The organism is Mesorhizobium sp. B4-1-4 (assembly GCF_006439395.2).
In the GTDB taxonomy this organism is placed as follows: domain Bacteria; phylum Pseudomonadota; class Alphaproteobacteria; order Rhizobiales; family Rhizobiaceae; genus Mesorhizobium.
In genome coordinates, this window is sequence record NZ_CP083950.1 from 1,686,616 (window position 1) to 1,698,194 (window position 11,579).

The 11,579-nt window shown below is 63.4% G+C and carries 11 protein-coding genes; 6 read left to right on the plus strand and 5 right to left on the minus strand.

Translation table 11 applies throughout. The features are described 5' to 3' along the window. Positions 1-78: 78 nt before the first annotated feature. The 3 genes from FJW03_RS08080 to FJW03_RS08090 all read right to left on the minus strand — a co-directional run bounded on the left by FJW03_RS08080 (position 79) and on the right by FJW03_RS08090 (position 3,228). Positions 79-1,173 carry a YcjF family protein gene (locus FJW03_RS08080; RefSeq protein WP_140760020.1) on the minus strand — a complete coding sequence of 365 codons (1,095 nt, stop codon included), beginning with the start codon at positions 1,171-1,173 and terminating at the stop codon, positions 79-81. Further along, positions 1,170-2,648: a YcjX family protein gene (locus tag FJW03_RS08085; RefSeq protein WP_140760022.1), complete on the minus strand. Its 1,479-nt coding sequence runs from the start codon at positions 2,646-2,648 to the stop codon at positions 1,170-1,172. Before FJW03_RS08085 ends, FJW03_RS08080 begins: the two co-directional genes overlap by 4 nt. A gap of 76 nt (positions 2,649-2,724) precedes the next feature. Next, positions 2,725-3,228 (minus strand): SixA phosphatase family protein, encoded by a 504-nt coding sequence (locus FJW03_RS08090; protein ID WP_140760024.1) that lies wholly within the window; start codon positions 3,226-3,228, stop codon positions 2,725-2,727. 273 nt (positions 3,229-3,501) lie between these two features. On the opposite strand from FJW03_RS08090, the gene dksA reads away from it, so the two are divergent. Continuing rightward, complete coding sequence (gene dksA, locus FJW03_RS08095; RefSeq protein ID WP_006202025.1) at positions 3,502-3,918, plus strand: RNA polymerase-binding protein DksA; 417 nt, start codon at positions 3,502-3,504, stop codon at positions 3,916-3,918. 140 nt (positions 3,919-4,058) lie between these two features. Here dksA and FJW03_RS08100 read toward each other — a convergent pair whose 3' ends face one another. Next, on the minus strand, positions 4,059-4,811 hold the full coding sequence (locus FJW03_RS08100) for a flagellar biosynthetic protein FliO (RefSeq protein WP_140693004.1): 753 nt from the start codon (positions 4,809-4,811) through the stop codon (positions 4,059-4,061). 225 nt (positions 4,812-5,036) lie between these two features. Here FJW03_RS08100 and cckA point away from each other — a divergent pair, with 225 nt between their 5' ends. Together cckA and FJW03_RS08110 are read left to right on the plus strand one after the other, a co-directional pair. Next, positions 5,037-7,613 (plus strand): cell cycle histidine kinase CckA, encoded by a 2,577-nt coding sequence (gene cckA, locus FJW03_RS08105; protein ID WP_140760026.1) that lies wholly within the window; start codon positions 5,037-5,039, stop codon positions 7,611-7,613. An 84-nt stretch (positions 7,614-7,697) separates the two neighbouring features. Then, a complete protein-coding gene (locus tag FJW03_RS08110; protein WP_140760028.1) occupies positions 7,698-8,411 on the plus strand; it encodes a DeoD-type purine-nucleoside phosphorylase in 714 nt (237 codons plus the stop codon). On the opposite strand, the gene FJW03_RS08115 is transcribed toward FJW03_RS08110, so the two are convergent. Next, positions 8,408-8,710, minus strand: a complete 303-nt coding sequence (locus tag FJW03_RS08115) for a ribbon-helix-helix domain-containing protein (RefSeq protein ID WP_140607073.1) — start codon at positions 8,708-8,710, stop codon at positions 8,408-8,410. The genes FJW03_RS08110 and FJW03_RS08115 overlap by 4 nt on opposite strands. A gap of 233 nt (positions 8,711-8,943) precedes the next feature. Here FJW03_RS08115 and FJW03_RS08120 point away from each other — a divergent pair, with 233 nt between their 5' ends. The 3 genes from FJW03_RS08120 (at position 8,944) to FJW03_RS08130 (ending at position 11,563) form a co-directional block, all read left to right on the plus strand. Next, on the plus strand, positions 8,944-9,339 hold the full coding sequence (locus FJW03_RS08120) for a VOC family protein (protein ID WP_140607072.1): 396 nt from the start codon (positions 8,944-8,946) through the stop codon (positions 9,337-9,339). A 76-nt stretch (positions 9,340-9,415) separates the two neighbouring features. Next, the gene (locus FJW03_RS08125; RefSeq protein ID WP_140760031.1) at positions 9,416-9,946 is read left to right on the plus strand and encodes a gluconate 2-dehydrogenase subunit 3 family protein; all 531 of its coding nucleotides are present in this window, start codon (positions 9,416-9,418) and stop codon (positions 9,944-9,946) included. Positions 9,947-9,991: 45 nt separating this feature from the next. After that, a complete protein-coding gene (locus tag FJW03_RS08130; protein ID WP_140760033.1) occupies positions 9,992-11,563 on the plus strand; it encodes a GMC family oxidoreductase in 1,572 nt (523 codons plus the stop codon). The last annotated feature ends 16 nt before the right edge of the window (positions 11,564-11,579 follow it).

Genomic DNA, 11,579 nt, shown 5'->3' on the forward strand with positions numbered 1-11,579 from the left:
TGAAGAATATTGGTTAATGCTTCGTCACTGCAAGCCTTCGAAACGGCAATCCGCTTACCATCCCCGATGAGCGGCACACTATTTGCCGGCGCCGGTCGTTTCGGTGTCTTTCCTGGCGGCGAATGATGTCAATGCCGACAGGAAATCGCCCAGCCCCGGACGCTTCGCGGCACTGAAGGGCAGGGGGCGTGCCGTCTCCATCGCCGCGATGCCGATGCGCGCCGTCATCATGCCGTTGACGACACCCTCACCAAGCTTGGCCGAGAGACGCGCCGCCAACCCGTGGCCGACGATCTGCTGGACAAAACTGTCGCCGACGGCGATCGAGCCGGTGACCGCCAGATGCGCCAGCACGCTGCGCGCCAGGCGAAAGAAACCCAGCGTTCCCGGCCGCCCGCCATAGAGTTCCGACAGGCGGCGAATGAGGCGTCCGGCCTCGAACACGACGTAGGCGACGTCGACGAGCGCACGGGGGCTCACCGCCGTCACCAGAGAGACGCGTTTGGCGGCCTCGAGAATCATCACCTTCGCCCTGGCATCGAGGGGGCCCAGAATTTCCGCTTCGGCCAGACGCACCAGATTGCCGCCGTCGATAATTTCGCCGCGCAACTCGGCCAGTGCGCGCCTGCCGGCAGCGGTCTCGGGCTTGGCCGCGACGAAAGCCGAAAGCTCGTCGACCACCGATCGTGCCGCCTTGGGATCGTCGCGCGCGATGGCATCGAGCGCCCGCTTTTGCAGTTTTTCGACTTCGACGAGGCGAGCGATCGCCAGGAATTCTCGGATCAGGATCACCGCGAGCGCCAGCACGGCGGTAGCAGCCATGCCGGCGGCCAGCCAGCCCAGCCATTCGGCGCGGGCGAAGAGATCGCGGATCAGCTGGTCGGTCCACAGGCCGACCGCCAGCGAAACCAGCACGCCCATGGCGCCGAAGAAGATGCTGCCAAGCAGCGAGCGTTTTCTGGAGCCGATCGCCGGCGGCGGTTCTGCGGTAATCATGTCGGGTTCGCCGAAAACATCGATCTCCGCCGGTATGACCAGCGCAACATCGGCTTTCATGGCTCGAGGTTTGCGCGGCGGTTCCGCCTGGCGCGCGCCTGGCGCCTCTTGTCTCTGTTGTCTCGTCTCGGCTTCCGGCTCGATGCGGAATGCCGCCGGCTTGCGGGGCGCGGTCATGCCAGATGGTCTCCGATCAGGAACTGCAGGGCACGGTCGAGCCTGATATGCGGCAAGGACAGCGTGACGCCCTCGGCCGTGCATTCGAGCTTTGGCGGGCGGAACCGGACGAAGCGGATTGCCGGGTCGGCGGAATCCTGCCTTTGGTCGGGCCTCGAAAGATCAAACACCTCATCAATTTTCTCCGGTAAGTCACCGGGAAATATGGCTGTTTCCGTCTTTCCATCGAATGTTTCGCCGTTGATCTTCTCGCCGGCTATCGGCGTGCCGATGATAACAGGCAACGTCTCACGGCCCTGCTTGACCGAGCCTTCGCGCGTCGCGCGCACCGCCGCCATGGCGACCACGTCGACGTCGGCGCCGGTAAAATTCGCCCGCGCCACGGCGCGATCGGCCAGCCGCCGCACGATCGCCTGCAGCCGGTCATGGCTTTCATGGTGCAGATGATCGGCCTTGGTCGCGGCGACCAGAATGCGATCGATGCGCCGTGAAAAGAGGTCGGTGAGGAAGCTGCCCCGGCCGGGGCGGAAACAGGCCAGGATCTCGGTCACCGCCCGCTCCAGGTCGGCCATCGCGCCGGGGCCGGCGTTCAGCGCCTGCATGGCGTCTATCAGCACGATCTGGCCGTCGAGACGCGTGATGTGCTCGCGGAAGAAAGGTTTGACGACATGCGTCTTGTAGGCTTCGTAGCGCCTCTCCATCATGGCGTGCAGCGACCCTGGACGCGGGCGCCTGTCGTCGAGGCCGGCCAGCGGCGCGAAGGTCAGCGCCGGTGAGCCTTCGAGATCGCCAGGCATCAGGAAGCGGCCGGGCGGCAACGTCGAAAGCGCCCGCTCGTCAAGCTTGCAAGCCTTGAGATAGGCGGCGAAGCTTTCGGCCTGGTGGCGTGCCGTCATCTCGTCGGCGTCGGCGTTCGGGTCGATCTCGGCGGCGATCGCCCGCCAGGCCCGCGACAAATCCTCGCGCACGGGCAGCGTGGCCATTTCAAAAGCTTCGCGCGAAAAATCAGCGAAGGATTTGCCGAGTAATGGCAGATCGAGCAGCCATTCGCCGGGATAGTCGACGATGTCGATCGACAGTTTGCCTGATGAGAACATGCGGCTCCAGCCGGAGGCCGATTCATATTCGATCGTCAGCCGCAGTTCCGAAATGGCGCGCGTCGAATCAGGCCAGACGCGGTCGCTGACCAACGCGGCGATGTGGTCCTCGTACTGGAAGCGCGGCACGGCGTCATCGGGCTGTTCTTCGAGGAAGGCGCGCGCGATGCGCCCAGATTTCTGGGCCTCGAACAGCGGCAGGCGCCCGCCGTGGATGAGATTGTGGACGAGGGCTGAGATGAACACCGTCTTGCCGGCGCGCGAAAGGCCCGTGACACCCAATCGCAGCGACGGAGAAAAGAGCCCGGTGGCGCGTCCCGACAGCGTATCGAGGGCAATTCTCGCCTCGTCGGTGAAGGTGGTCAGCGATGATGCCAAAATGCGGTCTCTCGGGCTTCGGTCCGTCCGATATAGGCTCTGGAACCCGGCTTTGGAATGGCACCGGAGATCGACGTCAAAGATCGGCCGGTGTCAGAAACGCTTCGAGATAACCCGCTTCCTGGGCTGCCTTTGTCAGATCATCCAGGAAACGCACGACCGCCAGCCCCGACGTGGGGAAGCCATAATTGAGCATGGCCCGTGCCGTCTCGTCGCCGTCGCCCGAAACCGCCATGGCAAGATCCTCAGTCATCGGGTTGTGGCCGATGACCAGCAATGAACAGGGGCCGCCGTGCTCCCGGATAAGGCTGAGGTAACCGGCCGCGTCTTCGCTGTAGAGCGTGTCGAAAAACAGGACCTTGCCGGTGTCGGTCTGGCCGGCTAGGCCTTCGAGCGTTTCCCTGGCGCGCCTGGCATTGGAGCACAATGTCAGGTCCGGAACATAGCCGCGAGACCGCATGGCGGCGCCTATCAAGTCGGCATCGGCGCGGCCGGATGCGTCGAGCGGGCGATCGAAATCGCGCATGCCGGGCTGTGCCCAGCCGGCCTTGGCGTGCCGTAACAGATAGAGCCTGCTCACCCAACCCCCGTGATGCTGAATGCCGAAGTCGCACCGCGATTAGCCACAAGAACGGCCCGGCGCACAATGGTTCGTGTTCTCCGGCACGACGAATACGATCGGGGAAGGTGGCAAAGGGTGGGCGCGCCCTGTCGCCGGAACAGCTTGATCTTGCTCCGATCAAGGCCGTCGGGGCACTTTAACAATTGCGTGACCCGGTGGCCGATTGCGCTTGTGCAGGCGTCAGGTGGCGAATATATAAGCGCCAAATTTGGGGCTGTTTGGGTGAGTCGAATGAACGACATCGTTACCGCCGATTACGTACCCTCCGAAGACGAGCCGTTCATGAACGAGCGGCAGAAATCCTACTTCCGCCTGAAGCTCGTCACCTGGAAAAACGACATATTGCGCGAAGCGCGTGAAACTCTCGAAATCCTGCAACAAGAAAACGCCAACCATCCCGATCTTGCCGATCGCGCCTCTTCGGAAACCGACCGCGCCATTGAGCTCAGAGCCCGCGACCGTCAGCGAAAACTCATCTCAAAGATCGATTCGGCGCTACAGCGCATCGACGAAGGCACTTATGGCTATTGCGAGGAAACAGGCGAGCCGATCGCGTTGAAGCGGCTCGACGCACGTCCGATCGCCACCTTGTCGATTGAAGCGCAGGAAAGGCACGAGCGCCGCGAAAAGGTCTATCGCGACGACTGATGCGTCGCTTCCGGGCCGCGTTAAGCGCAGCTCACGACGAGGCAACTATCAAAATGGCCGGACTTTCCGGCCATTTTTGTTGACCGGCGCGTCTACCCACCCGGTCCAAATTCCGAGCTGACGGCCGGCTTGGCCGACAATCATCTCTTCTGGCTTGAAAGTTCGCCCAGAAGCTTGGTCATTTCATCGTCGAGCGACTGCGGCGCCTTGGCAGCCGGTTTGGTCACCGGGCCGCCGGCGCGAGGCTGGTCCAGCGAGACTTCAAGCTCCTTCATCAGCGTGTCGTCGATGCTTTCCTGCCGCGGCGGCGGCGCGTGTTTGACAACGCTGGCGTTGGCGGAGCCATAGGCAGGTAGCGGCGTGATATTGGTCGACTGGTGGGGGTGCGCCGCCGCCTTCGGTGCGGGCGCAGAGGCCGGCGGCGGAGCGGCGGGGCGCGGGCGGGCCGGCGGCGGTGCAGCCACCGGCTGCGGAGCCGGCGCCGGCCGTGCCGGTGCCTGTGCGGGAGCCGGCTGAGGCGGCCGCGGTTTTGCCGCCGGGGCCGCGGCTGGGACGGGCTGCAGGCCGCTATCCCCGGTCAGCGCCGGACGGCGGGGTGCAGCCAGACGGATGTCACGTTCGACGACGACGTCGGTCGGGCCGCCGATCAGAAGCAGATGTTCGATGTCGTCGCGGCGCACCAGAACCAACCGGCGATGGCTATCGACGGCGGTGGCGTCCATGACGGCGAGCCGCGTCTTGCGGTTCCGCCCCCCGGCGACAAACGTGCCGAAGGTCAGGTTGCGGACGAGCCTGATGATGATGAGAACGATGACCAGCAGGATCAGCGCCGCGAACGTCCACAGGAGTGCCGCGGCATAACCGGGACCCGCCACGCTATCCAGCCACTGCATTGGTTTCCCCTGATCGGTTTTTGGAAAGTGACGAGACACTAGACCGTTGCGGCTGGCCACCGCAAGTTGCCTTTCGCGCATCGTGAACAGCTCGAAACGCTCCACGCCCGGCCGGCATCATTTTTATCTGACATTTGCCGCCCGGGCCTTTTCCGGACTAGGAGAATGTGATTCAACCCGCTAGGGGCGGGTGTCGGAACATCGGACTTCACGAGCAGGGGGCATATGGCCAAGGAAGCGCGCGGCGATTTCTATCCGGTACCGATCGTCGACCAGAACACGCGACCGGGCGCCGTGACCCGGCTGATCATCTTCATCGTCGTTCTGACAGGGGCCGCGATCGTCTTCGGTCTGTTCCGCGAGCGTCTCGGCGATCCCTTCCTGCTCGGCATGCTCGGCGTGCTGGCGATGATCGGCGTCGGCTTCCTGTTCGCGACCGCGATCGGCTTCGTGCAGATCACACCACGCTCGACCGGCGATGAACTGTCCAAGGCTTTCGTCGATTCGATGTCGCAGGGCCTTCTGGTGACGGACACCAAGGGCCGCGTCGTCTACGCCAACCGTGCCTATGCCGAAATGACCGGAGCCTCATCGGCCGCCGATCTGAAGACGGTCGAGGGCCTGCTTTCGGATGTTCCCGAAGCCTCGATGACCATTTACCGGCTGGCATCCGGCCTGCGCGACGGGCAACCGGGCGACGGTGAGTTCCGGCTGGCGCAATCGATCAGGCCGGGCGCCGAACCCGGCGCCCGCTGGTACAGGACCCGCGCCCGCACCTTCAGCGTTCCGGGCCAGCGGCTGCCCATGCTGGCCTGGCAACTCGCAGATATTTCGCGGGAGCGAGCAGAACAGGAGCGTTTCTTCCTCGACCTGCAGAAGGCCATCGATCACCTTGACCACGCCCCGGCCGGCTTCTTTTCCGCCGACCAGGACGGCCGTGTCACCTACATCAACGCCACGCTCGCGGAGTGGCTTGGCATCGATCTCGCCAGCTTTACGCCTGGCGCCGTGACCTTGCCTGACATCGTTGCCGGCGACGGCATGGCGCTGGTGCGCTCGGTCAAGGCCGACCCCGGCACGACGCGCAATGCGGTCATCGATCTCGACCTGACGACGATGACGGGCGAGGCGCTGCCCGTGCGCTTCATGCATCGCGTTTCAGCCAGCCGGGAAGGCGTCGGCGGCCCGACGCGCACGATCGTGCTCAACCGCACGCAGGGCGAGGATGCCTCGGCCGATCTGCGCGCTTCGGAAGTGCGCTTCACCCGCTTCTTCAATTCCACGCCGATGGCGATCGCGGGCGTCGATGCCAACGGGCGCATCCTGCGCACCAATGCGCCGTTCCTGTTGCTGTTTTCCTCGGTCGTCGACCGGGACGCCGTCGATCGCCGCGTGCGCCTCGATACGGTGATCCATGAGCGCGACCGGCCGGCCTTTGCCGCTGCATTCGAAAAGGCCCGGCAGCGGCAGGCCGACATCGACCCGATCGACACTGTGCTGCCCGGGAATGAAGAGCGCCACATCCGTTTCTACGTCAATGCCGTCGCCGACGGCACCGGCGGCGAGGGGGCCGAGGAATCGGCCATCGTCTACGCCGTCGAGACGACCGAACAGAAGGCGCTCGAAGGGCAGATGGCGCAGAGCCAGAAGATGCAGGCGGTCGGCCAGCTCGCCGGCGGCATCGCCCACGATTTCAACAATGTGCTGACCGCCATCATCATGGCGTCGGACCTGCTCCTGACCAATCACCGGCCGTCGGATCCATCATTCCCCGACATCATGAACATCAAGCAGAACGCCAACCGGGCGGCCTCGCTGGTGCGGCAGTTGCTGGCGTTCTCGCGCAAACAGACGCTGCGGCCGGAAGTGTTGAACCTCACCGACGTGCTCGCCGATCTCAGAATGCTGCTTGCCCGTCTGGTCGGCAACGACATCAAACTGAAGATCGACCACGGCCGCGACCTGTGGCCGGTCAAGGTGGATATCGGCCAGTTCGAGCAGGTGGTGGTCAACCTGGCTGTCAATGCGCGCGACGCGATGCCGGCCGGCGGCGATCTCACGGTGCGGACCCGCAACGTGACCGCCGAGGAGTGCAGGACCTTCCCCTACCGTGAACTCACCGCGGCCGACTATGTGGTGGTCGAAGTCGAGGATACCGGCAGCGGCATCGCGCCTGATGTGCTGAAGAAGATCTTCGAGCCGTTCTTCACCACCAAGGAGGTCGGCAAGGGCACCGGCCTTGGCCTGTCCATGGTCTACGGCATCATCAAGCAGACCGGCGGCTTCATTTTCTGCGATTCCGAGGTCGGCAAGGGATCGACCTTCCGCATCTTCCTGCCGCGTCACGTCGCGGAAACGAAAAACGTGGCCGAACCCGGCGAAGCGCCGGCCACGGCGCCGGTCAAATCGGCCGACAGCGTCAAGGACCTGTCCGGTTCGGCGACGGTGCTGCTGGTCGAGGACGAGGACGCCGTGCGCATGGGCGGCGTGCGGGCGCTGACCTCGCGCGGCTATACCGTGCATGAGGCATCCTCGGGCGTCGAGGCGCTGGAAGTGTTCGAGGCCCTTGGCGGCAAAGTCGACATCGTCGTTTCGGACGTGGTGATGCCGGAGATGGACGGGCCGACCCTGCTGGGCGAACTGCGCAAGCGCCAGCCGGACATCAAGTTCGTCTTCGTGTCCGGCTACGCCGAGGACGCGTTCGCCAGGAACCTGCCGGCGGAGGCGCATTTCGGCTTCCTGCCGAAGCCGTTCTCGCTCAAGCAACTGGCAACGATCGTCAAGGACATGCTGGAGTCATAGCGTTCTCCCGTAATCCGCCTTGCGCAACGCCCCGACAACGCCATGATTGCGGGTGAAGGGGCAGGCGAGCTCGGGGAGCAGTTGTTGACGCCACACATCGAAGCAGACAGGGGCGACTACGCCGATACGGTCTTGCTGCCGGGCGACCCGCAGCGCGCCGAATGGATGGCGAACACCTTTCTGGAAGGGCCACGTTGCGTCAACCGCAGGCGGGGCGCTCTCGGTTTTACCGGGCTTTATCGAGGCAAGCGTGTCAGCATCCAGGCGACGGGCATCGGTGTTTCGTCGTTCCTGATCTATGCGCATGAACTGTTGGATTATCATGGCGTCCGGACTTTGATCCGCACCGGTACCTGCGGCGGCCTGACTGCCGAGGTTGAGCTGCGAAGCCTTGTCATTTCGCAATCAGCGCGGCCCGAAAATACCCAAAGCGGTCAGGTCTTTGGTCTCTACGGCGCTGCCGCCGGCCCGGATCCGGCGCTGCTTGTCCTTGCTTTGGCCAAAGCTGCTGAACTCGGCATCGCGCTCCATGTCGGTCCGACGGTCTGCAGCGACATCTTCCATCATCCGGATGGCCGCGCCCGGTTTGCCGAGGCGCGGTCCGCCGGAATCTTGGCGGTGGATATGGAAACCAGCGCGCTTTACCGCATTGCCGGGCATTTCGGGATCCGTGCGCTGTCGATCTGCACGGTGGTCGACCATATCGAGACCGGCGAACTGACCGACTATTCCGAACGCCAGGGGCTTTTCACCGACATGAGCCGCCTGGCGCTCGAAATCGCTGTGGAAGGGCGCTAAGCCGCTTCCCGCTTCAGCGTCATCCGCTCGTCCATGGGCTTGTGGCCGCGCAGATAGAGCGCGCAGGTGGTGCGCAGCATGGAGGCAAAGTTGGGGATTTCGCCGTTGATCTCGATGGCTTCGTCGTAGAGTTTCGAGATGAATTTCGGCGTCGTCAGGTTCTGGCTTTCCGCGATTTCATCGAGCAAGGCCCAGAACGTCACCTCGAGCTGAATGCTGGTCGAATGTCCGTCGATACGGATCGACCGGTTGATCTGGCGATAGCCTTCCGGATCCTGCGCGGCAAAGACTCTGCACATCGTTATCTCCCGTTTTTGTTGGTCTTGGGCGCTGACTGAGCCGTCGGCGCCTTTTGAACACTGCCTGCGGTTTCATCTTCGGCCGGACGGCCGATGACCGCAATCAGACTTTCGTCCTTAGAACGGGCTGGACACTACCCGTTTTCCACTCCCATGCGTGGTAATCGGCTGCCACCACCTTTCTTCGCCGGAGCGCATAATAACCTCCAGGCACGAAAGCTACGGAGTCTGATTTGGCGAAGGCGATCCACACGATGATCCGGGTTCTCGAAGAGGACCGCTCCATCGATTTCTACAACAAGGCGTTCGGGTTGGAAGTTGCTCAGCGGCTGGATTTCGAGACCTTCACGCTGATCTATCTCAGCAATGCCGATGCGCCTTTCGAAGTTGAGTTGACCGTCAACAAGGGGCGGCAGGAACCCTACACGCTCGGCGACGGCTATGGTCACCTCGCGGTTTCGGTCGCCGATCTCGACGGCGAACATGATCGCCTCGGTGCACTTGGCCTCAACCCGAAAAAGATCGTCGAGTTCGAGCGAGACGGATCGCTCATCGCCCGCTTCTTCTTCATCGAGGATCCCGACGGCTACAAGGTCGAGGTGCTGCAGCGTGGGGGGCGCTTCCAATAGGGACAACAGGCCGCGCGGACCGGCGCGGCGCCAGCAACGGCACCTATGGGTGCGAACAGCAAGCAGGGAGGAACATATGGTTACGATCTACGAGAGGAAGCCCGGCCTGTCTCGGCGCGAGCTTCTCAAACGCGGCGGCGCGGGCGCGTTGCTCATCATTTCCGGCAGTGCCGTCATCAGCCCGGAACACGCCTGGGGGCTGGAAACCTCGGCGCTGAAGCCGGAGACGATGGCGACGCTGATCCAGGTGGCGCGCGACATCTATCCGCACGACCAGGTCCCGGACAGGTATTACGCCGTCGCGGTGAAGGGCCATGACGAGATGGCCGGCAAGGATCCGGCCCACAAGGAACTCATCGAAAACGGCATCGCCGATCTCGACAGGAAGGCCGGCAGCGGCGGCTATCGTGGGCTTGGCTGGGAAGAGCAGCGCGTGGCGCTGCTCAGGGACGTCGAGAACTCGCCCTTCTTCCAGGCGGTTCGCGGCGGCCTCGTGGTCAGCCTCTACAATCAGAAGGAGCTCTGGCCGATCTTCGGCTACGAGGGCGAATCCTACTCAAAGGGCGGCTATATCGCGCGTGGTTTCAATGACATCGAGTGGCTCTGAGCCGCTTCGCCCAACCGCATCCAATTGATTTCATGGGAGGAAACCATGGCAGCATCATTTGATCTGAAGAACGATGGCGTGGTCGTCATCATCGGCTCCGGCGCCGGCGGCGGCACGCTCGGCAACGAGCTGGCACAGAAGGGCATAGACGTGGTCATCCTCGAGGCGGGCGCCCGTCACGAATATGAGGATTTCGTCAACGACGAATGGGATTCGTTCGCCCAACTCGCCTGGAAGGACAAGCGCACGACGTCGGGTGACTGGCGGGTGTCGAAGGATTTCCCGAACCTTCCGGCCTGGATCGTCAAGTCGGTCGGCGGTTCGACCACGCACTGGGCGGGCGCGTCGCTGCGTTTCCAGGAGCACGAGTTCAAGACGCTGTCGACCTACGGCAAGCTGGAAGGCGCAAACCTCTTGGACTGGCCGGTCACGCTGGCCGAGATGGAGCCTTATTACGCCAAGGCCGAAGCCAAGATGGGTGTGACGGGCACCAATGGCTGGCCGAGATTGCCGGGCAACAACAACTTCAAGGTGCTCAAGGCCGGCGCCGACAAGCTCGGCTACAAGGAATGCCACACCGGCAACATGGCGATCAACTCGGTCGAGCGCGACGACCGCAATTCCTGCCAGCAGACAGGCTTCTGCTTCCAAGGCTGCAAATGGGGCGCCAAATGGTCGACGCTCTACACCGAGATCCCAAAGGGCGAGGCGACAGGCCATCTGGAGGTGCGGCCGAACTCGATGGTGATCAAGATCAACCACGATCCTTCGGGCAAGGTGACCGGCGTCGTCTACGCCGACAAGGACGGCAAGCTTAAGGAGCAGAAAGCCCGTATCGTCGCCGTTGCCGGCAATTCGATCGAGAGCCCGCGCCTGCTGCTCAACTCCGAGTCGGCCAAATTCCCGCATGGGCTTGGCAACTCGTCGGGGCAGGTGGGCAAGAATTACATGCGCCACACCACCGGCTCGGTGTATGCCATCTTCGACAAGCCGGTGCACATGTATCGCGGCACCACCATGGCTGGCATCATCCGCGACGAGGCCCGCCATGATCCGTCACGCGGTTTTGTCGGCGGCTACGAATTCGAGACGCTGTCGCTCGGCCTGCCGTTCATGGCGGCTTTCCTGAACCCCGGCGGGTGGGGACGCTCTTTCACCACCGCACTCGACCATTACGATCATATGGCGGGCCTGTGGATCGTCGGTGAAGACATGCCACGCGAGGAGAACCGCATCACGTTGCACGCCGATGAGAAGGACGAGCACGGCATGCCGATTGCCGACGTGCATTTCGACGATCATCCAAACGACACGGCGATGCGCGACCATGCCTACAAGCAGGCCTCGGCGCTTTATGATGCGGTCGGCGCCACGCGCACCTTCCCGACGCCGCCCTATCCGTCGACCCACAATCTCGGTACCAACCGGATGAGCGAGAAAGCTGCCGACGGCGTCGTCAACAAGCATGGTCAGACGCACGACATCAAGAACCTGTTCGTGTCGGACGGCAGCCAGTTCACCACGGGTGCCGCCGAAAACCCGACCCTGACCATCGTGTCGCTGGCAATCCGCCAGGCCGACTACATCGCCGCCCAGATGTCGGCAAGAAGCATCTAGTCCCACCTCCCGACTG

Excerpts from the sequence above, each read along its gene's own strand:
- FJW03_RS08080 (WP_140760020.1), bottom strand. The coding sequence starts at position 1,173 with ATGACCGCGCCCCGCAAGCCGGCGGCATTCCGCATCGAGCCGGAAGCC.
- dksA (WP_006202025.1), top strand. The coding sequence starts at position 3,502 with ATGAACGACATCGTTACCGCCGATTACGTACCCTCCGAAGACGAGCCG.
- FJW03_RS08100 (WP_140693004.1), bottom strand. The coding sequence starts at position 4,811 with ATGCAGTGGCTGGATAGCGTGGCGGGTCCCGGTTATGCCGCGGCACTC.
- cckA (WP_140760026.1), top strand. The coding sequence starts at position 5,037 with ATGGCCAAGGAAGCGCGCGGCGATTTCTATCCGGTACCGATCGTCGAC.
- FJW03_RS08115 (WP_140607073.1), bottom strand. The coding sequence starts at position 8,710 with ATGTGCAGAGTCTTTGCCGCGCAGGATCCGGAAGGCTATCGCCAGATC.
- FJW03_RS08125 (WP_140760031.1), top strand. The coding sequence starts at position 9,416 with ATGGTTACGATCTACGAGAGGAAGCCCGGCCTGTCTCGGCGCGAGCTT.
- FJW03_RS08130 (WP_140760033.1), top strand. The coding sequence starts at position 9,992 with ATGGCAGCATCATTTGATCTGAAGAACGATGGCGTGGTCGTCATCATC.